Below are 21,126 nucleotides of genomic sequence, written 5' to 3'. Positions count from 1 at the left end.
CAGAGCACTACACTTCCCCTCTATTTTGACAATTTATTTTTTGATCACTAACCACTTAGGGATGTGTGGTAAAATGTGTCAATTCTTTTATTTCGTCATAGCGACGGTGCCTGCCTCAATAAATGAGAGGAGATATGTTAATTATGTGGGCTCGTGCACAATTATTGCTATTTTTGCCAATCTTCAACGCCCGCATGCAGCGTGGAGTACTTATTTAGTCACGGGAATAAACTAATGTTATGGCAAGAATCTTCAGCCCCCTTCTATTTTTACTAGGCATTACCCTTTCTAACCTTAGCTTTGGTCAAGGTAATCTACCAGCGAAACATCCGAAGGATACCATATTTACCCTTACACGCGATACGCTACTTACCTCGGTAACCAGCGTTTCCTCCTCAAAAGTATTCTACACGCTACCAGACTCCAACAATGTGGAGCGCGAAATTGTTAGAAAGATGGTGCAGCGTATTGTCTATGCCTCTGGCAAGGTGGAGGTGTACAACAAGCCTGTTTTCTCGAACGTGTCGGCAACAGACTGGCGTTCGATTATTGTAACAGACAAGCAGTCGGATGTTGATGGCATGTACCTAAGAGCTATCATCATCGGAAAATCTTCATCCAACGTTACTACGGCTCTGGGAGCCAAATCGAGCGCCGAGGTTATGGCCAAGAAAAAAGCGGCCGCCAACGGAGGGATGTACCTGCTGGTAAAAGAGAAGAAGGAGCTTGGAGGGTACGGAGAAGTTCCGAAATACTACATGGAGTGCGAGGTGTACGGCACTTCGCCTCTTGAGAATGAGAGCAAGATGAAAAATGAAGTAAAAAAGGCGAACACAAAGAAACCTTTACTATAAAAAAGAGGGAGACCAAATGGTCTCCCTCTTTTTTTATCTACAACCACCGAACTAGGCAAAAATCTTGCCTATGCGGCATGTACTTACATTTTGCAAACACCCTTACGCCTACCTCATAAATACCTGGGGTAATCGGGATCAAATCAACCTTGTAGGTGGCAATCGGCCCTTCGGTCTCCACCAAGTCGTACTCCTTTTTGACGAGAATCTCAGCAGCATCCCCTTCGAGCATCTTAGCAACCACCAGCTCCACACCAACATCTTCGGTTGAGAGCTCCTTTAAATCGAGCTTCACGTAGGAGCTATACTTCTTTCCTAAAATGATCTCATCATTGTCTGCCTGGAATTGGCTCAAGGAAAGCAAACCTATGCTCGACCAATTTCTCAGCACCTTTCGTTTCCAATCGGCATATTCGCGAGCCATATCGTAGCTGTTCTCACCAATATCCTTATTTCTACCAATCAGAACCTTGTAGTACTTCTTCTGATAGTCGTGCAGCATTCGCTTAGTGGTAAACTGCGGTGCAACATACTTCAACGAGTTTTTGATGTACTCAATCCAGATATGTGGCACGCCATCTTTTCCCTTTTCGTAAAAAGATGGAAGAACATCATCCTCAATAATCGAGTAAATTGTCTCGGCATCAAACTGGTCTTGATACTCCTGATTTTCGTAAAGCTGCTCCTGAGGCAAGGCCCATCCGGCATTTTGCTGGTAACCCTCGACCCACCAGCCATCTAGAACGCTAAAATGTAACGTTCCGTTCATAACTGCCTTTTGCCCGCTGGTTCCCGAAGCCTCCATAGGGCGCATTGGGTTGTTAAGCCAAATGTCAACCCCCTGAACCATGCTACGTGCCAACTCCATATCGTAATTTTGAAGGAAGATCACCTTGCCTTCAAACTCTTCCCGCTTAGACATCTCCACGATATACTTTATCAAGTCCTGTCCTGGCTTATCGTTTGGATGTGCCTTACCCGCAAATAGGAATAGAATAGGCCTGTCTGTACTACTAACAATAGCCTTTAGGCGTTCCATATCCCTAAAAAGAAGGCTAGCTCGCTTATAGGTTGCAAAGCGACGCGCAAAACCAATTATAAGAATATCATCGCGAAGCCCCTCTTCTACCCTCATGGCCTGCTTTGGATCGTCGTACTTAGCATACGTTGGATCTAGGAGCCTACGCCGAACCACCTCTATCAGCTTTGATCGGAGCTTGTGCTTTGTCTCCCAGAGCTGCCTATCGTCTATGCTATCAATTCGCTCCTTCCATGCGGGAGTTCCGATGGCTTCTGCCGCATTAGGAACATCATCATTCTCGATAAGCTGTACAATTTCCTTAGATGCCCAAGTTGGATAGTGCACTCCATTTGTTACATAACCAATATGCAGTTCAGATGGCATATAGCCGTTATACAGCTTCTTAAAGATATCTCGGCTAACCTCTCCATGCAGCATACTAACGCCGTTAATCTCCTGAGAGAGGTTGGCGGCAAGCATGCTCATCGAAAACTTTTCAGCCGGATTGCTAGCCTTCAAATCACCCAAACGAAGGAGCTGCTCCCACGAAATTTTCAACCGAGCAGGAAGGTAGCTTAAGTAAGGACGTAACATCTCTTCAGGGAAAGCATCGTGCCCTGCAGGAACAGGAGTATGCGTAGTAAATATGGAAGAGGAACGAACAACCTCTATAGCCTCGGCGTAGGATAGCTTCTCATCTTCGATGTAGTTTACCATACGCTCCAAACCAATAAATGCCGCATGCCCTTCGTTGCAATGGTAAATATTCGGATTTATGCCCATTCTCTTTAAAGCACGAATACCTCCAATGCCCAGTAAAACCTCCTGCTTTAGCCTATTCTCCCAATCTCCACCATAAAGCTGATGGGTTATCGTTCTATCTTCAGGAAGGTTTGCCTCATAGTCCGAATCCAACAAATAAAGTTCTGTACGGCCAACGTCAGCCCGCCATACCCGAGCAAATAGCCGTCGTCCAGGAAGTGGTAGCGATATAGTTAACGGAGAGCCATCGCAATCTTTTACCTGAGTAATGGCCAACTTGGAAAAGTCCTGGGCATCATGAAGCGATATTTGCTGACCCGTAGAGGATAGCTGCTGAGCAAAATAGCCATACCGATAGAGCAAACCTACGGCAACTATTCCAGCATTCTGATCGCTAGCTTCCTTCAAATAGTCGCCAGCAAGCACGCCCAATCCACCCGAATAGATTTTTAAGGAACGATCGATACCATACTCCATGCTAAAGTAGGCAACCTTGTAGCCATTCTTTTCTTTCTTTTCGATATACGACTTAAAATCGGAGTAAACAGAGTTCAGGCGAGAGAGAAAGTCACTATCGGTTTCAAGCGCCCTGTACTTCAAGAAGCTTAGCTGGTTCAAGAAGTCAACAGGATTCTTTCCGCAGCTTTCCCAAAGATCAGGATCAATCTCCTTGTATAAATCTTGAGCAGCATACGACCAAGACCACCAGTAGTTTCTCGAAATCTCCTCAAGAGGCTTGAGCCGCTCAGGCACATTCTTCTGAACAAATACTTTCGACCAACGAGGCTTGCTCAATTCTTGAGCTTTATCTATAAACGAAATCAAGTCGCTCTTATCCATACCTACTTGCCTATTAGTTCTACCAAAAGACTTATTGATTGCTTGTGAGTAGGCCTTTTGATAGTACTTCACAAACGATCGCCATTGCGTCTGAGCAGCTAGGGTTCCGGCCTCCACTCTCAGCTTCTCAAACTGTTTAACCTCTACCGTTGTAAAGTTGAGAATGGTCTTTTTAATGTTCTCTACAACATCTGGGTAGTTGCTATCGGTACGAGGAATAACCTCTAACCCCTTGTTTGTATAGCCATGAACCTCCATCCAATTACCAAACCCGGCTAGCGAGGTGGTAAATGTAGGCACATGGAAAGCCAAACTTTCCTGAGGTGTATACCCCCAAGGCTCATAGTAGGAGGCGAAAACACTTGCATCAAGACCAACCAGTAGCTCGTAATACTTTTTATTAAAGATACCGTCATTCCCGTTTAAGTAGCTGGGAACAAAGAACACCTTCACCTTATCCGACTCTCCATTCCCCAATCCAGCCTGCCTAATTTTATTCAGAACAGGATCGATGCTCGGCTCGACCAAGTAATGGGTTAAAAAAGGATCCTGTAAAGTGACGGCATCGGCAATATTCTTATCGTGTAAGTTTTTTACCAAATCTTTTCTGGGGCCATGCTGATTTGCGGGAACAAAAAAGAACGCAAGCACCTCCTTCTTTAGCTCCTCGTCCTTATTTAGCAATCCTAGCGAATCGATAAAAACATCTAATCCCTTATTTTTAAACTCGTATCGACCAGAAGTTCCCAATATAATGCAATCCTGAGCAACTGGACGAGCAAGCAGAGCCTCTGCGACTTCTAACATCGCAATTCGAGCCTCAATTCTTTTCAGCTTAAGATCGTTCACCCCTGGTACAATGGAAGAATCAAACCCATTTGGGGTAATTAAATCCACCGTTTTATTCAAAAAGTGGGAACACTCCTTTGCCGTGATGCTGCTTACAGTAGTAAAAACATCTGCCTCATTTGCCGCTGTTTTTTCAAGAGAATGCTTTGCCTGAACGTTATGATCGCGAGCAGCAAGATCCGGATTAACACTGAGCATACTTTCATAGAGAGGCATGCTAGCACCAGCCAAACAACGCCCCAGCACAGTTGCGTGAGTTGTAAAGATTGTAGATATCAAAGGCATTTGAGCCTTTAAGTAAAGCAGCCCAGTTCCTGTCATCCACTCATGAAAGTGAGCAACCACCTTGTTATCGCCTGTAAGGGTATAGTGATAGAAGCTTTCGATCACACGTCCTGCCGAAAATCCAAAAAGAACTGGCTCGATATAGTCCCACTGCCCAGTCAATGAGTCTAGGTTAAACTGTTCCCAGTACCACTTTAGCAGCTCATCCTTTTTAGATATGTAAGATGATGTATCCACCAAAAAGACTATTGGATACCCAGGAATATTCCACCTACCGACACGGATTCGCAACCCCTCATGAAAAAGTCGCTCTCGCCATCCTCTAAAAAGCTCCTTATCTTCTAAGAACTCGGGATTGTCTGTTGTATCTTTATAAACATCAGGCCCTATGCAGATATGCCGACCTGGTAATACTTCCGAAATCTGGAGAGCTTTTGTTGCTATTACAGTATGAATCCCCCCAATTTTGTTGCAAACCTCCCAACCAACCTCAAAAAGGTAGGAAGGCACGATGTCGTTAGCTATGCTCATATCGTAAACATTTTAACCTAAGTAACACATTGGATCGGTAGGCTGAGCAGAACTCTTCTCCTCAACCATATCTTTTTGCAGGCTAACCTGCACCTTATTCTGTAATTCTAAACCCCTATTTACATGCATCTCAAAATCACTTACCACATTCATATAGGTAATAAACGCCTCATAAGGAGAACTGTAGTGGTTGAAATACTTATGCACATCACCATCGGCCAACCACTTAATGCACATGTAGTAAAAATGATCGCTGGTCTGCAACTTTCCCCAAATGCTCTTTAAGCTATCGTCAGCAAGCTTATCAACGGCTGCCGACAATGAAAATATCTTTTCAAAAGCATTATCCTGCATCCCATTTCCTAGCCACGCAGAAAGGTCTCGCTCTACATCAGCCCACGAAACATTGGTTTGAACACTAATGGCATCGACAGGTGTGAGAGATTCTACGATTTCGGATGGAGTAGCAAAATTGAATTCCTTAGATTTAAGTATTGCGGCGGGCAACATCTCCATAAAATTAAAAATGCCGGTTGACGCCCACTGATGTTCTCCAAACGTTTCGTAATCCATAAAGATGTTAACAACCTGGTCGGTTATAGCCGTCTCCTTCAACCATTTCAAATATTTCTCTACAGTTAAAGGCCACTCAGCCCATCCTTGATTCGAAAAGCGGAAGGCGATGTCATCGCTTAAGCGATAGTTCCGGAGCAGCAGCTTCAGTGAAGGCATAAAGGGATTTACATAAAGTACGTTGGGGCTTCTTTTTCCTAAGATGCCATCTACCCCTTCGGCCAGCATCCCCTTAAAGCCCATTTTGCCAACCCTTGCACCAATTAAGTCGGAGTAAATGAGCTCCGTATTGCGAAATACCGTTGGCACTTGCCCAAACAGGAACTCAACTTTTTGCTTATGCTTAAGAACCTGATCTTCGAAAACTTCAGTATCCGATATAGAAGATAAGGAGTGGTAGTATGTCTCAGCCAAAAACTCAACGCATCCAGTTTTAGCAAGCTCTTTAAACGAATCCAAAACTTTTGGTGCATACAATTCCATCTGCTCGATAGCAGTTCCAGAAATAGAAAATGCAACCTTAAATTCACCCTTATGCTTTTTGATTAGCTTAAGCAGCAGCAAATTCATTGGCAAATAGCATTTCTCTGCAACCTTGTTCATTATACTCCTGTTTGCAGAGTCGTCAAAGTAGCTGACATCCTTACCAATATCAAAAAACCTATACCGTTTTAACCGAAAAGGCTGATGAACCTGAAAGTAAAAGCAAATATTTTTCATTATCAGTGATTAAAAAAATGGAAGAATGTTATACTAAAGCTTTGTAGCAACGAATTAAGTTGTCTGCAACCTTATCCCACTTCAAATCTGAAGCTTCAAGGTAGCCTTCTTGCTTCAGAAGTTGTGATAGAGCAGGATAGGTTACCAATCCATAAATTGCATCAGCCAAAGCATCGACATCCCAGAAATCAACCTTTAATGCATAATCTAAAACCTCTGAAACCCCAGATTGTTTGGAAATTATAACAGGAACTTTTGATCGCATTGCTTCGAGGGGTGCAATACCAAAAGGTTCCGAAACCGATGGCATTACAAATACGTCTGTATTAGCCAACATTCGCTCAACATCTGATCCTTTTAAAAAACCAGTAAAGTGAAACTTATCGCCCATGCGCAGCTTACCAACACGCATAATGCAATGCTTAAGCATATCGCCATCGCCTGCCATAACAAACCGAACATTAGAAGTTCTCTCTAGAATTTTATAGGCCGCTTCCACAAAATAGTCAGGCCCTTTTTGGTAGGTTATCCGCCCCATAAAGGTTACGACCTTTTCTGGTACCGTTTTTTGCTTTTCGACCATGGAGAGCTTACTCGGCTTAAAATCGACACCATTATGCACCACCTTTACTTTTTTGGGATTAATACCGTAACGGCTAATTACAATATTACGGGTGAGGTTACTGACACAAACCACCATGTCGGCTTCTGTCATACCCAACTTTTCAATCGAAAAAACATGCTTGTTTACATTCTCTCCCGAACGATCGAATTCTGTTGCATGAACATGCACTATGAGCGGTTTTCCGGATATGTGCTTGGCAGCAACACCTGCCTGAAATGTTAACCAATCGTGAGCATGGATAACATCAAATTTATATTCAGCACCAATGATCCCTGCAATAAAAGCAAAACGATTCACCTCCTCATATAAGTTAGCACCATAAGTCCCCGAAAAGTGGAAAGAGGAGGCTTGATCCCGAATAGCATTGAGCTTTACTTCCAAATCTTGCTGTTCTGTAAAAACAGGTCCATCTGGATATACGTAAGGAATAAGATTGGAATCAATACTAATTTTTAAAACCTTTTCCCGGAATTCTTTATCCAAAATCTGCTCGCTAATTTGATAACCATCGGCACCTATAATACGTGCAGCGTCTTTATCCTCGTCACCATAAACCTTAGGAACTACAAAAATTGTCTCCACGTTCTTACGTGAAAGGCTCCTAGTCATTCCATAACAGGCAGTACCTAGTCCTCCTGTGATATGTGGAGGAAATTCCCACCCGAACATTAACACCTTCATACTACCACAATTTTTAATTCTACATCTGGTATATATATTTTCCTCTTGTAGACAACGTTGAGGCTTTATTCCATCATGCTAACAGCTTTTGTCGGGAGCTGCTAAGTGTAGTGTTCAATATCAATGGTGCACTGTAGGCAAGCCATAGGGAATGCATGGCTTGGATCATATGTACTACTAACTAATAGATAAATTCGATTAACAAAATATAAAATATTATTCTAACATCACTTCAGAATTACGTTAAATATAAGTGATTTAACATCACAAGCAGCAAACTTTCACTTAACAAAAAAGTCAAACTAGTAAATCCAATCTGCTATTATATCGGATTCTTTCAAGCCATCATTACAATTTGAAACAAGAATTTGGGATATTGATTTGAAATCATCGTGAGGTAGGCCGCGCAAGCTCTCTATTATTACATCCGAAAAATTAGCATCAGAACTGCTGATTTTAATATCGTCGATGCGCCCTTTTTTTACAAAAAAATGGATTTTCATCAAAGAACCATCTCCAGAATTGAATGAATAGTCGGGTGAATAGCCAAAATTCCACTCCCATGTACTATACTTTTCATCCGCCAGCCTCTGAATTTGCACCATCTCTACATCACTAAAAAAGTGGCTATCGCTAAAATGCCTTTCCTTTAGGTACGAGAAAAGCAACGATCGGAAAGTATCTACATCTATCTGAGGTCGAAAATAAGGAGCAAGGTTTGCCACCTTACTTCTAAAACTTTTTACAGAGCTATCAGAATATACACCTCCAACACGAGTTATACCCTGCTTTAACATTTCGAGGTTCGACGAAAAAAGAATTGTTCCGTGATGTAGAACCCGCTGCTTATAAACGTGCTCAGCATTCCCCGAAAATTTAAGCCCATCGACCAAAATATCGTTACGCCCCGATAAAACGGCAGGTACCTTATACGAATTTAAAAAGTCGACGATTGGCTGAGTGAAGCGCTTAAAATCGACAATATGCCCCTCTTTGCCATTAGCTATATACGTAAAGTTTACATTACCGAGGTCGTGAAATACGGTACCTCCACCAGAAAGGCGTCGAATTACAGGAATACCATTCTTAAGAATGTAGGGATAGTTTATTTCGGCCATCATATTCTGATGCTTCCCTACAATAACGGAAGGAACGCTCTGCCAGATCATCAACACATCATCTGTATAGTTTTTTAGCAGATATTCCTCGGCAGCCAGATTAAAATATGGGTTAGTTGATGCTAAGTTGATACATATCATAACTACAATTTTAGCATCAAACAAAAAAGGCTGGGCTTAGTTCACCCAGCCATATTTCTTAGACAGCTTTTTATAGCCCCAAAAAACGAACCAACCAAGTAGAGCACCCAACGCTCCACCGGCCAAAATATCAGTTGGAAAATGAACCCCAAGATACACACGACTCAAAGAGACTACAGAAGCCCAAACAAGTGCGATTGCAGTAACGTACTTTCGCTTTGCATACAGCATCATAAATACGGCAACTCCAAAGGTATTGGCAGCATGAGACGATACAAAACCGTAAAGTCCTCCCTGATACGCCTGCCCGTTGGATTTAACGTAGAAGTGCAGATTTTCTAAAATACCTTCTGTATGGCTCGGACGCAGCCGGCAAACAACATCTTTAAAGCACTCTACCGATATTCTATCAGCCAAAGTAACCACCAAAACAACGGCTAAAAGAGGTTTCCAGAAGTTCTTCCCATCGAGCGTATAAAACAGGTAAATAAAAAACAAGTAGATAGGAATGGATAGCATCGGCTTTGATATTATCCACATAACCTCATCCAGAAAAGGAGTATTAAGTCCATTTATAAAATAAAGTATCTTCGTATCAATTCCAAGCAGCCATTCCATTTTCTAATCTGTATTTAGTTCATTCCAAATCATATCTTTAAGTTCCATCATATGATATCCAACCACAGAACTTATGAATATATGAGGGATATTCGGCAAATCTTGCTCCATTTCACTCATCAGCTCCTCATCAAGCATATCCGACTTAGAAATAGCCAATATGCGCTTCTTGTCGAGCAGCTCTGGATTATACATTTTAAGCTCATTCACGAGTATATCATACTCTTGACGAATATCCTTGCTATCAGCAGGAACCAAGAAAAGTAGCATTGAGTTACGTTCAATATGCCGCAAAAAGCGAAGACCCAAACCGCGTCCTTCATGAGCACCTTCTATGATACCCGGAATGTCCGCCATTACAAAAGAGCGATCATCACGATACTCCACAATACCAACACTTGGCTCTAGGGTAGTAAAAGCGTAATCAGCAATTTTAGGTCGAGCCGCAGATATCGACGAAAGTAGCGTTGACTTACCGGCATTGGGAAAACCAACAAGCCCCACATCTGCAAGAATTTTCAGTTCAAGAATAAACCATCCTTCGATTCCAGGCATTCCTGGCTGAGCATATCTCGGAGCCTGATTGGTAGCCGTTTTAAAGTTCCAGTTACCTAAACCGCCAATCCCACCAGGTGCAATAACCTTTTCTTCTCCCGCCTCGGTTATTTCCATCAGGATCTCGCCCGTTTCAGCATCTTTTGCTACGGTTCCCAGCGGAACGTCAAGAATAATATCCTCACCGGATTTTCCAGAACGTCGCTGCCCATGGCCACAATCTCCATTGTCGGCATGAATATGCTTACGATATTTTAAGTGGATAAGCGTCCAGTGCTGGGTACTACCACGCAGGATGATGCTGGCTCCTTTGCCTCCATCACCGCCATCGGGACCACCGAACTCCACAAACTTCTCTCGACGAAAGTGAGACGAACCTGCACCTCCATTGCCCGAGCGTAAAAAGACCTTAACGTAATCTACAAAGTTAGATTGCATGATGCTGATATTACAAACCTAAGCAGCAAAGGTACAAAAATTACAGCTCTGGTACTTAGGTTCCGTTAAGCTACTTCTGAGTAGCCACAATTACTTGTTCCTTAATCCGATTGAGGATCTCATCTAATGTCCCCTCTCCGGAGACCGGATAAAACTTTCCGGCCTGCTTGTAGTAATCCATCACAACCTCTGTTCGCTCGTGATAAATTCCAATCCGTTTCTCAATTATGCTGATATTCCTATCATCCAATCGATTTTCTTCCTCTCCACGTTTCAAAAGTCGCTCTGCAAGCACCTTCTGATCGACCTCCAACGAAATCATCATGGTTACATTAGAATCTACCGATTCTAAAATGGAATCTAGGATTCCAGCCTGAGAGGTCGTACGTGGAAAACCGTCAAAAACAAAACCTTTAGAATCTCTATTTTCTAAAATCTTACTAGTTACCAACTCAATAACAACCTCATCTGGTGCAAAATTCCCCTGCTCTATAGCCTTTGCTTTCTGCCCCGCAGCTGTTCCTTTGGCAATCTCTTCGCGAAGCATTTCTCCTGTTGAAAGATGCAAAAGTCCATATTCCTTCATGAGCAACTCGGCCTGCGTGCCTTTGCCTGCACCAGGAGCTCCAAAGAGTACAATATTTAACATGATAATTAGAAGCCGAAACTATTTTAAAGTTATTCTGATACTAGCGTGTAAATGTCCTTGTAATTACGACCAAGTTCTTGATAATCCAAGCCGTAACCTACAATAAAGTCATTGGGAATTTCCATTCCTATGTAGTCAATTTTGACATCCTTCTTATAAGCCTCAGGCTTAAATAGGAACGTTGCTATTTTGACTTCACGAGGCTGCTGTGCGCCTATAATTTCCACCAACTTTTCAAGCGTGGTACCTGTATCAATAATATCCTCGACTACAATAACAATCCTATCTTTTAAACTCTTGGTGATACCGATCAACTCGTGCACCTTGCCCGTTGTTGAGGTTCCTTCGTATGATGAAAGCTTAGTGAAAGATATCTCGCTGTTGAACTCTATATTCTTTAGCAGGTCGGCGGTAAACATAAATGAACCATTCAGCACGCTCAAGAAAACAGGACAATCGTCCCCATTGTAATCACGACTAATCTGCTCGGCAACCTTTCTTACAGCCTCTTGTATTTTTTCTGAAGGAATAGAAACTTCGAAAACCTTGTCATGAAGTTTAATACGTTCCATAGTTGGAGTTGAAATTTTAAGTATCTTGCGAAGGTAAGAATATTTGTTCAATTTTAATTTAATCCCTCAAGTTCGCTTTATGCAACCAAAAGTTAGCATTATCATGGGTAGCACTTCCGACATGAAAATAATGGAAGACGCTGCAAAGTTCTTAAACGAAATGCACATTCCTTTTGAAATCAACGCCTTATCAGCCCATCGCGTACCCGAAATGGTGCTTGATTTTGCAAAGAATGCGCACACTCGCGGTGTTAAGGTGATTATTGCTGGAGCAGGCGGTGCTGCCCACCTCCCTGGAGTTGTTGCAGCACTTACTCCACTACCAGTAATTGGCGTGCCAGTCAACTCATCAAACTCCATAGATGGCTGGGACTCTATACTTTCAATACTACAAATGCCTGCAGGAATTCCTGTTGCAACCGTAGCTTTAGATGGAGCAAAAAATGCGGCTATTCTGGCAACTCAGATCATTGGCACTGGAGAGCCTGATATTTTTGAAAAAATTAAGGCTTTCAAAGCCGATTTAGCAAAAAAAATCAGTGCAGCAAATAAAGAGCTTGCCGAAATCAAATACGAATACAAGACAAATTAAACATAAATGAACCGAAAGAATGGCATATCGAGAATCTACTGTATTTTTTCGATATCCATTCTTTTTCTTTTTCCCAGCCGTTCCTTAGCTCAACAAGTAGAAGAAATAACTCCCAAAGGAAGCCGATCTAATGCCCTTGGAAGCAGCTATGTTGCTCTTACAGATTTTTGGTCATCACTGAACAATCCAGCCAACCTCACTTTTTCAAATGCCACCTTTCAAGCCGGAATCTTTTATGAAAATTCCTACTTAATAAAAGAGCTCAATCAAACTACCATTGGAGGAACCTACGCCTCTAAGTTCCTTAATGTAGGATTGTATATTTCCCGATTTGGAATCACCTCCTACAACCAAGGGGTTGCATCCCTTGCTTTCGGAAAGAAAATTTGGAAAGGAGTTTCATTTGGAGGGAAACTTTGCTACCACTATATTCAGGTTACCGAAAATTACGGTTCGGTAGCGGCTTTTACAGGCGAAGTTGGGATAAACGCACAAATCAGCAAGGAACTACTGGTTGGCATACACATTGTAAATCCAACAAACGAGTCTATTGGGAATGAAGTTAAAGAACCTCTCCCCGCTTCATTAGCAATAGGGATATCCTACATGTCACCTTGGGGAATATCCATTTTCTCAGATATAGAAAATCAAACTAATAAAAAAGCGTCCATTCACACCGGTATAGAATGGGATATTTTAAAAAGACTACACGCCCGATCTGGGTTTAGATCATCCCCGAACATCCTTAGCATTGGAGTTGGATATTCAACCAACTTTTTAACATTTGATTTTGCCGTAACCAAGCATAATATCCTTGGATATTCGCCCCAAGTTTCTGTCACAATTCTCTTCAACAACAAAAACACATAGCATGCTCCGATGCTACATTATAACCATAACGCTAACCTATGCCACCCTACTATCTTACGCCCAAACAGACATAGGAGACCCTGTAAAAAGGGCAGTTGAGTACACCGCAAGTATCAGCGAAGATAAAGTGGATGTTGAAGAACTTTCGTCAATATTCGAAGATCTCCTAAAAAATCCAATTTGCATAAATGACAGCATCCATTCAAAACTAGATAAAATCCCTCTACTATCTGATTTTTTGATCCAAAGCATCAAAGATTACATCAAAGAATTTGGAGAATTCAAGTCAACAACCGAGCTCCATTTTGTCCCTGGGTTTGATTTAGAACTCGTTAGCATCATTTCTCCGTTCGTTACCACCACTTCGTCCGAAAAAACGTACCTAACGCTAAAAAATCTGATCCCGACAAGGCAATCTGCCATGGGAAGATCCACCTATACTTTCCAAAAAGCAAAAGGATACAAAGACACCACTGATAATCAATTTTTAGGAAATCGCCTCCACTATGCTGCGGCCTACAATCTCACAATGGGTACAAATATTTTTATCAACATCCACTCTGAAAAAGATGCTGGAGAAAAAGCCCCTCTCAAGCAACTTTATTTTGACAATTTCTCAACTAGTATTACGGCAATTTCGCCCATTAAGCACGTGGCTAAAATTATAATTGGAGACTACCGAATAAATTTAGGACAGGGTCTTGTTGCTTGGGCTGGATTCTCTATGAATAAAAGTGGAGACCCTTCCACAATACGAAAAAGAAGTAGTATTACGGCTTACAAATCATTTGATGAAACATCTTTTTATCGAGGAATCGCAACAGAGGTAGACATGAAGCCCTTTACAATCACACTTGCCGCCTCAAACAGATGGCTTGACGGCCGAATATCTACAAGCGATTCTTCTAAATTCACAACCTATACAACAGGATTGCATCGAACCCAAAATGAAATCAATAGCCGTGCAACAGTAAACCAACAGCTGCTTGCGGGCAAGATAAGCTACTCAAACAAGCAAAATAGCATCGCCTTAAACTTCGTTTCAAAAAAGATGAACAAAAAAGGAGTCCAAGATTTAGAACAAGCATTTAGCCTCGACTTCTACAAGCAATGGAAAAAATATTCTCTATTTGGAGAATTTGCTAGTGACAACAACCTTAATCTGGCATCGCTCATAAGCACGGCCTCTAAAATATCATCAAAAGCGACCATATCAGCATCCTACAGAAACTACTCTCGACAATATAAAATATCTGGGAACAATGCCTTTGGCGAAAATTCAAACGCAACCAACGAAGAAGGCTTTTACATCGGGCTAAAAATCATTCCCAAATTCAACTACGCTATCACGGCATATGCCGATATGTTTAAATTTCCTTACCCCAAATATCGAGTTAGCAAATCTTCAAATGGTTCAGAAGTTGGAATTGCCATCAAAGGATTCCTATCCAAACAGATAGAAGGACGACTACGCTATAGGTATAAAACAATAGAACAGGATAAAAAACAAAATCCACCAACCTTTTCCCAAACAGAAACAATTCAGACCAACAAGGGTGATTTATACTTAAAGTTTATACCTTCAAAAAACACTGAAATCACCATCGGCTCATCAGTTAGCAAATACACCCCAGAATCTCACAGTTCGCAATGGGGCTATCTCTTGTACACCGACATCCAGCATTCCTTTCCCTCAACGCGGCTACAAGTATACGCTAGATTCACCACCTTTAAAGCGGACAGCTGGGACGTGGCTCAGTATAACTACGAAAATGATCTCCCTGGAATGTATGCATCTGCATCCTTTAACAACAAAGGAAATCGAGCTTATCTCATGCTCAAGATAAAAACAAGAAAACGCTTGAATTTTTGGGCTAAAATATCTCAAACATTCTACGCTCTGCCAATAAGCAGCATAGGAGAAGGAACCGATATGATTGAAGGTAGCAAGAAAACAGAAATAAAGCTACAGGCCACCCTAGATTTTTAATCTAGAGTGGTTCGTCTTGCAACTTAATATCTTTGATCCGAAGTTGTAAAGAGGATACTCCTCTAAAATGATTTTCTACAATAGCATAGCAAACCTTGCATGCTGATCCCTTTTTTATGTTGTCGTAATGATCTGACAATCCGAAACCTATTGCACCAATCGGCTTATATGGATTATTCTCTTGAATCAAATCTAACTTCAAATGTTCCGCACCAGCACCAACTTTCCTCCCATCACCATTATCGTACACCTCTTCGGTAAGAAAAACAGGAGACATGTTTCCAGGGCCAAATGGCTGAAACTGGCGAAGAATTCTATAAAACTTTGGAGTTATAGCCTCCAAGTCAAGTTTAGCATCAATCTCAATTTGAGGGATAAGCATTTCTGGTTGAATACAAGCGCTAACAACCTCTTCAAAACGCTCAGCAAATTTTTCCACATTTTCGACCTTCAAAGTCAGACCGGCCGCATACATATGCCCTCCAAAGTTCTCCAGCAAATCAGAGCAGGTTTCAACTGCTTGATAAAGATCAAAACCAGGAACACTACGCGCTGAACCTGTGGCGAATCCGTTGCTCGACAGTGTTAAAACCACGGTTGGTCGATAGTAGGTTTCAATCAAGCGAGATGCTACAATTCCAACAACCCCTTTATGCCAAGTTGGATTAAAAAGAACGGTACTTTTCTTTTTTGCAAATTCAGGGTTGCTTTCAATAAAGTTGAAAGCATCCAACGTTATTGTTCTATCTACATTTTTTCGGTCGTTATTGCATTCATTTATTATCTCGCCCATTTCACGCGCAAACTCCTCATTCGTTGCGGTAAGCAGGTCTACAGCCGTTTTACCAGACTCCATTCGTCCGGCAGCGTTAATACGCGGCCCTATTTTGAACACAATATCATCAATAGCAATATTGTGATGCTCTAATCCAGATATCTTTATGATTGATTTCAAGCCATGACGCGGCTTTTCGTTGAGGCGCTTAAGCCCAAAGTATGCAAGTACGCGATTTTCTCCAATTACGGGAACAATATCTGAAGCGATGCTTACAGCTACCAAATCTAACAGCGGCTCCAACTCGCAAAATGGAATATCATACCTCTGACAATAAGCCTGAAGCAGTTTAAAACCTACCCCACATCCCGACAAATCATTAAATGGATACAGGCAATCCGTACGCTTAGGATCCAGCACGGCAACAGCGTCGGGAATTTCCTCACCAGGAAAATGGTGATCACAGATGATAAATTCGATTCCCAACTCCTTAGCATGAGCCACTTTCTCGACGGCCTTTATTCCACAGTCTAGAGTTATAAACAGCGTAAAGCCATTTTCTGCAGCGTACTCAACACTTTTATAAGAAACCCCATAACCTTCGCTATACCGATCTGGTATATAGTACGAAACATTATTGTAACGGGGTTTCAAAAAAGAATACATCAACGCAACAGCAGTAGTTCCGTCAACATCATAATCCCCGTAAACTAGAATCTTCTCGTTGTTTTCCATTGCACGATGCAACCTTTCAACGGCTTTGTCCATATCCGTCAAAAGAAAAGGATCGTGCAAATCGTCTAACGAAGGTCGAAAGAATGCTTTGGCCTCATCGTAAGAAGTTACCCCACGCTGAACAAGCAGATTGGCTAAAACAGCATCGATCCCCAAAGATGTAGCCAATTCTGCCACTTTTATAGGGTCGCTCTGCTCTTTTACTATCCAAGATTTCACCATCTACTTTGCCTCCAAGTTCTTATTTAAAGTTGCATCAAAAACCTTTAAAAACTTTTCGACAATAACACTTCGAACCTCATCCATGTTTAAGGATGTCCCCAATTCTTTTTCTAGGGATGTTACTCCTTTATCTATAAATCCGCATGGGTTGATGTACGAAAAGTAATCCATATTTGTATTTACATTCAGGGCAAAACCGTGCATGGTAATAAAGCGACTTGCTTTAACCCCAATAGCACATATTTTTCGCGCTTTCCCCTGCTTTAAAGGATCAAGCCAAACACCAGTTGCACCTTCCAACCTATCCCCGACAAGACCAAAATGAGCGATAGTCTGAATAATTACATCCTCCACTAAACGAATGTAATCCTTCAACGACACCCCAAATTTTTCCAAATCAATTATAGGATAGCCAATAATCTGACCTGGCCCGTGATAAGTAATATCACCACCTCTATCTATTTTATAGTAAGAAGCTCCAATGCTACTTAAAAAGTCATCGGTTATCAAAAGGTTAGCGCTATGGCCGCTTTTTCCCAACGTATAAACATGCTGATGCTCACAAAGAATCAGGGTGTCGCTAGCATTTCCCCCACTCAATTTTCGCTCAACGATTCTATCAAACAGTTCTTGCTGCCTATCCCATGCTTCCTTGTAGTCAATCAACCCCAAGTTAATGTATGAAAGTTCTTTCTTCATCGTTATTTAAGGGTTAGCTTGTTTAGAAATTCCATGAAATGCCCGTTCTGCCATATAAGACGAACGCACAAGAGGACCGCTTTCTACGTAGTTAAATCCCTTTTTAAGGGCAATATCCTTATATTGGGCAAACTTATCTGGATGAATATACTCCTGTACAAGAAAATGCTTATGGGTCGGCTGAAGGTATTGACCTAAAGTTAAAATTCGGCAGCCAACAGAAAGCAAATCATCCATTGACTGAAGTATCTCTTCCTCGGTCTCTCCTAAACCAAGCATAAGCGACGACTTTGCGACAGCTCCGCTATCGGCAATGCATCTAAGCGTCGACAGGCTGACATCATAACGAGCACGGCTGCGTACTTCAGGAGTCAACCGTTTCACGGTTTCGAGGTTATGCCCTACAATATCAGGCTTAGCATTAAGGACGATATCGATAAGATCCTTACGGCCATCAAAATCAGGGATCAGGACTTCAACAGAAGTCTCAGGATTAGCATCTTTAACTGCCCGAACAACTTTTGCCCAATGTTCTGCACCTCCATCGGGCAAATCATCTCTATCAACAGAAGTAATAACGCAGTATTTTACCCCCATTAAACGGACAGATTGTGCTAAGCGAGCAGGCTCCTCCTGATCTACAGGAAGAGGGCGACCAGAATGGGTTGCGCAAAACTTACAAGAACGGGTACAAATATCACCAAGCACCATAAATGTAGCGGTGCCTTTCCCCCAACACTCTCCAATATTCGGACATCTTCCGCTACTGCAAATCGTGTGGAGATTGTGAGCCCTTACGGTCTGACTCGTACTTGCGAAATTTTCGCCTTCTGTAAGTTTTATTTTAAGCCACTCAGGTTTCTTTAATCTTTTATGATGGTTTTCCAAGGTTAATAACTTTTTAAAGTAGCAAAGTAAGCAATTTTTTGAAGATTCCCGGGGTTGCCATCTAACAAAAAAAGCAATACGAGCCACTCTCATTATAACAATTACTCTTTTACGTTAACAAAATACAACTACTTTTGTAACAACAACAATAGCCCGCGATGGACGACACAACCACAAAACGAGTAAGAACCAACGTTGACTTCTGGCAAAAAACACTGCTAATTACAGCATTATGTACAATCCAGTTGATTGCAATATCTCGACCCCATCCGTACAAAAACATTCGATCAAAAGAACTAGCCAACACGGATATTCTAAAACTAGCTAACCACTCTGCACTAAATACAGCCAAATCAACAAGCAACAATCCATTCGACAGCAATAGTGTATGCGCAAAACTTCCTCTACAAGCACAAAATAGGTCCACGGCATACCGGTCTTTTGAAATTCTCAACAAAACAGGCAACCACTATCTTTCAATTAACCAACCATATCTAGCCATCCCTCTGTTTAAACAAGCAATTAAAAGAGCTAAAAATCTTAACAACAGCAGCAAACTCTCCATAGCAACTACCAATCTAGCCCTTGCTTATTTAAAATGCAAAAAATACACAGAAGCAAAAAAACTATACTACGAAGCATTAGGATTAAACATTATACTAAACAATAAAAAAGAGACTAGCATCTGCTATAATAGATTAGGCGAAATATTGGCGCACTCCCAGAAGGAATACGGGAACGATACAATAGAATTAACAGACAACTATTCGCAAAACACATCAAAAAATAAAACTCTGACATACAGCAACAATGCAAATCAAACCTTGTCCAACCCAAATTCTTTTTTTCAAAAAACGTCTAACTACCCGTCGTCAAAAAGCGAAATAAAAGAAACGACCAAATCTGACGACCAACCAATACTAGTTGTTGTAATCCTATGCTCAACCTCCATTATAGTCGCCATTTTTTTTCTTTCTAAAAAAATAACATCGAAAGCAATTCAAAATTCAACAGAAATAGAGCTACGACTAAGAAGATCCCAACTCAACCCTCATTTTATATACAATTCCCTAAATTCTATACAAAAGTTCATCTGGGCTAACAATCCCGAACAAGCCTCTATATACCTATCCAATTTTTCGACACTTATGCGAAAAACGCTAGAATGCCTACGACAAGATGAAATACTACTATCAAAAGAAATTGAGATTTTAAAAATATACCTGAATTTAGAGAAACAACGCCTCAAAAATGGCTTTGAGTATACCATAGAAACAAGTCCAAATTTAAAACCAGACGAAATAAAGATTACCCCGATGCTTATTCAGCCATTTATTGAGAATGCGATATGGCATGGAATAGCCCCTCTGCCTAACGACATCAAAGGAAATATAGCCATTAGATATTCTAGGAATAAAAAATTTCTGAATGTATACGTCGAAGATAACGGAATTGGAATAAATCAATCTATAGAAAACAAAACAACGCTAAGCCATCCCCACCAATCATCGGGGATAAATATTACAATTGAGCAGTTTATGCTCGCCTACAAAGCCAAAAACATACATTTTTGCCACGATATCCAAATTGTAGATGTATCGAATCAGACAGATAAAAAACGAGGAACGGTAATCTCATACTCAATACCACTAATTGACTTATTTTAGAATTATGGATGCACTAATTCTTGATGACGAAATAGACAGCATTGACACGATCTCTTTGATTTTAGAAAAAAAATTCAACGGGTTAATCAACATCGTCGCTAAATGCACAAATATTACAGATGCGTTAAGATGCATGGACTTGTACCATCCTGAAGTTGTTTTTTTAGACATTGAAGTTCCAAATGGAACCGGCTTTGACTTTCTTGCCAATGTTCAAAACCACAATTTCAACGTTATTTTCATTACAGCACACGAAAGTTACGCCCTTAGAGCTATCAAGTTCAATGCCATAGATTACCTGCTAAAGCCTGTTAATCCTATTGAACTGGAGGAAGCTATAAAAAAAATAGTACGAAAAAAAGAAAACGACAACCTCAACAGCCTTCCAGAGATTAAGAACCTTTTGGACAATCTAAAAAATCTTAAAAACGATCTTAAAAAGATTGCCATAATTGGGGCTAAAACAACATCATTCGTTGAAGTCCGAGAAATAATACACTGCGAGTATCATGAATTTTACACAACGGTTCATTTAATCGACGGCCAACAACAGCATAGCTCCAAAACAATGAAAGATTTTGAAGAAATGCTCTCAGAATTTAACTTCATGAGGGTAAGTCCATCATCACTTATCAATCTCACACATGCAAAATCTTACATAAGCGGAGGAAGCGCAAGCTATGCAATTATGACGAATGGGAGTAAAATAGAAATATCTCGCAGGCGCAAGACTGAATTTTTAGCAAGAATATCGAATTTATAAAAACCAGAAAACAGGAAAAAACGACCAGTTATCGTGCTAAAACGACCAGTTATCGCCAAATCTTGACCAGATAATTTTATTGTTGATTTTTCC

Annotated in this window: 17 protein-coding genes; 6 read left to right on the top strand and 11 right to left on the bottom strand. The window is 41.2% G+C overall.

All coding sequences use genetic code 11. The features are described 5' to 3' along the window. Positions 1–239: 239 nt before the first annotated feature. The gene (locus L990_RS07365) at positions 240–854 is read left to right on the top strand and encodes a hypothetical protein (protein ID WP_047447055.1); all 615 of its coding nucleotides are present in this window, start codon (positions 240–242) and stop codon (positions 852–854) included. Between the two features lie 37 nt (positions 855–891). Here the strand turns inward: L990_RS07365 and glgP are convergent, their stop codons facing one another. The 8 genes from glgP to hpt form a co-directional block, all read right to left on the bottom strand. After that, positions 892–5,142 carry an alpha-glucan family phosphorylase gene (gene glgP, locus L990_RS07360; RefSeq protein WP_047447052.1) on the bottom strand — a complete coding sequence of 1,417 codons (4,251 nt, stop codon included), beginning with the start codon at positions 5,140–5,142 and terminating at the stop codon, positions 892–894. A gap of 12 nt (positions 5,143–5,154) precedes the next feature. Continuing rightward, the gene (locus tag L990_RS07355) at positions 5,155–6,435 is read right to left on the bottom strand and encodes a glycoside hydrolase family 57 protein (RefSeq protein ID WP_047447049.1); all 1,281 of its coding nucleotides are present in this window, start codon (positions 6,433–6,435) and stop codon (positions 5,155–5,157) included. 28 nt (positions 6,436–6,463) lie between these two features. Further along, complete coding sequence (locus tag L990_RS07350) at positions 6,464–7,741, bottom strand: glycosyltransferase family 4 protein (protein WP_047447046.1); 1,278 nt, start codon at positions 7,739–7,741, stop codon at positions 6,464–6,466. Between the two features lie 302 nt (positions 7,742–8,043). Continuing rightward, the gene (locus L990_RS07345) at positions 8,044–9,000 is read right to left on the bottom strand and encodes a lipoate--protein ligase (protein WP_047447043.1); all 957 of its coding nucleotides are present in this window, start codon (positions 8,998–9,000) and stop codon (positions 8,044–8,046) included. Positions 9,001–9,036: 36 nt separating this feature from the next. Continuing rightward, positions 9,037–9,618, bottom strand: a complete 582-nt coding sequence (locus L990_RS07340; protein ID WP_047447040.1) for a phosphatase PAP2 family protein — start codon at positions 9,616–9,618, stop codon at positions 9,037–9,039. 3 nt (positions 9,619–9,621) lie between these two features. Further along, complete coding sequence (obgE, locus tag L990_RS07335; protein ID WP_047447037.1) at positions 9,622–10,614, bottom strand: GTPase ObgE; 993 nt, start codon at positions 10,612–10,614, stop codon at positions 9,622–9,624. Positions 10,615–10,681: 67 nt separating this feature from the next. Then, a complete protein-coding gene (locus tag L990_RS07330; protein WP_047447034.1) occupies positions 10,682–11,260 on the bottom strand; it encodes an adenylate kinase in 579 nt (192 codons plus the stop codon). Between the two features lie 29 nt (positions 11,261–11,289). Beyond that, the gene (hpt, locus tag L990_RS07325) at positions 11,290–11,832 is read right to left on the bottom strand and encodes a hypoxanthine phosphoribosyltransferase (RefSeq protein ID WP_047447031.1); all 543 of its coding nucleotides are present in this window, start codon (positions 11,830–11,832) and stop codon (positions 11,290–11,292) included. Between the two features lie 79 nt (positions 11,833–11,911). Here hpt and purE point away from each other — a divergent pair, with 79 nt between their 5' ends. From purE to L990_RS07310, 3 genes are read left to right on the top strand one after another with little or no spacing between them, the layout of a single operon-like run. Then, positions 11,912–12,424 carry a 5-(carboxyamino)imidazole ribonucleotide mutase gene (purE, locus tag L990_RS07320; RefSeq protein ID WP_047447028.1) on the top strand — a complete coding sequence of 171 codons (513 nt, stop codon included), beginning with the start codon at positions 11,912–11,914 and terminating at the stop codon, positions 12,422–12,424. Positions 12,425–12,430: 6 nt separating this feature from the next. After that, positions 12,431–13,294, top strand: coding sequence for a hypothetical protein (locus L990_RS07315; protein ID WP_047447026.1), 864 nt, complete (start codon positions 12,431–12,433; stop codon positions 13,292–13,294). Between the two features lies 1 nt (position 13,295). After that, positions 13,296–15,284, top strand: coding sequence for a hypothetical protein (locus L990_RS07310; RefSeq protein WP_047447024.1), 1,989 nt, complete (start codon positions 13,296–13,298; stop codon positions 15,282–15,284). A 1-nt stretch (position 15,285) separates the two neighbouring features. On the opposite strand, the gene recJ is transcribed toward L990_RS07310, so the two are convergent. Genes recJ through lipA form a run of 3 tightly spaced genes read right to left on the bottom strand, consistent with a single transcriptional unit; the run spans position 15,286 to position 18,696 of the window. Then, positions 15,286–17,016: a single-stranded-DNA-specific exonuclease RecJ gene (recJ, locus tag L990_RS07305; protein WP_052180825.1), complete on the bottom strand. Its 1,731-nt coding sequence runs from the start codon at positions 17,014–17,016 to the stop codon at positions 15,286–15,288. Beyond that, positions 17,017–17,715: a lipoyl(octanoyl) transferase LipB gene (gene lipB / locus L990_RS07300; RefSeq protein WP_047447023.1), complete on the bottom strand. Its 699-nt coding sequence runs from the start codon at positions 17,713–17,715 to the stop codon at positions 17,017–17,019. A 6-nt stretch (positions 17,716–17,721) separates the two neighbouring features. Further along, positions 17,722–18,696 (bottom strand): lipoyl synthase, encoded by a 975-nt coding sequence (lipA, locus tag L990_RS07295; protein ID WP_081981641.1) that lies wholly within the window; start codon positions 18,694–18,696, stop codon positions 17,722–17,724. 65 nt (positions 18,697–18,761) lie between these two features. Here lipA and L990_RS07290 point away from each other — a divergent pair, with 65 nt between their 5' ends. Next, the gene (locus L990_RS07290) at positions 18,762–20,270 is read left to right on the top strand and encodes a histidine kinase (RefSeq protein ID WP_047447021.1); all 1,509 of its coding nucleotides are present in this window, start codon (positions 18,762–18,764) and stop codon (positions 20,268–20,270) included. Positions 20,271–20,274: 4 nt separating this feature from the next. Further along, positions 20,275–21,033 (top strand): LytR/AlgR family response regulator transcription factor, encoded by a 759-nt coding sequence (locus L990_RS07285; RefSeq protein ID WP_047447019.1) that lies wholly within the window; start codon positions 20,275–20,277, stop codon positions 21,031–21,033. Positions 21,034–21,126: the final 93 nt, after the last annotated feature.

This window comes from Alistipes sp. ZOR0009 (assembly GCF_000798815.1).
Taxonomy (GTDB): Bacteria; Bacteroidota; Bacteroidia; order Bacteroidales; family ZOR0009; genus Acetobacteroides.
Note: the sequence above shows the minus strand (reverse complement) of the source record. Positions and strands in the feature narration are given on the sequence as shown.

Excerpts from the sequence above, each read along its gene's own strand:
- L990_RS07365 (WP_047447055.1), top strand. The coding sequence starts at position 240 with ATGGCAAGAATCTTCAGCCCCCTTCTATTTTTACTAGGCATTACCCTT.
- glgP (WP_047447052.1), bottom strand. The coding sequence starts at position 5,142 with ATGAGCATAGCTAACGACATCGTGCCTTCCTACCTTTTTGAGGTTGGT.
- L990_RS07355 (WP_047447049.1), bottom strand. The coding sequence starts at position 6,435 with ATGAAAAATATTTGCTTTTACTTTCAGGTTCATCAGCCTTTTCGGTTA.
- L990_RS07350 (WP_047447046.1), bottom strand. The coding sequence starts at position 7,741 with ATGAAGGTGTTAATGTTCGGGTGGGAATTTCCTCCACATATCACAGGA.
- L990_RS07345 (WP_047447043.1), bottom strand. The coding sequence starts at position 9,000 with ATGATATGTATCAACTTAGCATCAACTAACCCATATTTTAATCTGGCT.
- L990_RS07340 (WP_047447040.1), bottom strand. The coding sequence starts at position 9,618 with ATGGAATGGCTGCTTGGAATTGATACGAAGATACTTTATTTTATAAAT.
- L990_RS07330 (WP_047447034.1), bottom strand. The coding sequence starts at position 11,260 with ATGTTAAATATTGTACTCTTTGGAGCTCCTGGTGCAGGCAAAGGCACG.
- hpt (WP_047447031.1), bottom strand. The coding sequence starts at position 11,832 with ATGGAACGTATTAAACTTCATGACAAGGTTTTCGAAGTTTCTATTCCT.
- purE (WP_047447028.1), top strand. The coding sequence starts at position 11,912 with ATGCAACCAAAAGTTAGCATTATCATGGGTAGCACTTCCGACATGAAA.
- L990_RS07315 (WP_047447026.1), top strand. The coding sequence starts at position 12,431 with ATGAACCGAAAGAATGGCATATCGAGAATCTACTGTATTTTTTCGATA.
- L990_RS07310 (WP_047447024.1), top strand. The coding sequence starts at position 13,296 with ATGCTCCGATGCTACATTATAACCATAACGCTAACCTATGCCACCCTA.
- recJ (WP_052180825.1), bottom strand. The coding sequence starts at position 17,016 with ATGGTGAAATCTTGGATAGTAAAAGAGCAGAGCGACCCTATAAAAGTG.
- lipB (WP_047447023.1), bottom strand. The coding sequence starts at position 17,715 with ATGAAGAAAGAACTTTCATACATTAACTTGGGGTTGATTGACTACAAG.
- lipA (WP_081981641.1), bottom strand. The coding sequence starts at position 18,696 with ATGAGAGTGGCTCGTATTGCTTTTTTTGTTAGATGGCAACCCCGGGAA.
- L990_RS07290 (WP_047447021.1), top strand. The coding sequence starts at position 18,762 with ATGGACGACACAACCACAAAACGAGTAAGAACCAACGTTGACTTCTGG.
- L990_RS07285 (WP_047447019.1), top strand. The coding sequence starts at position 20,275 with ATGGATGCACTAATTCTTGATGACGAAATAGACAGCATTGACACGATC.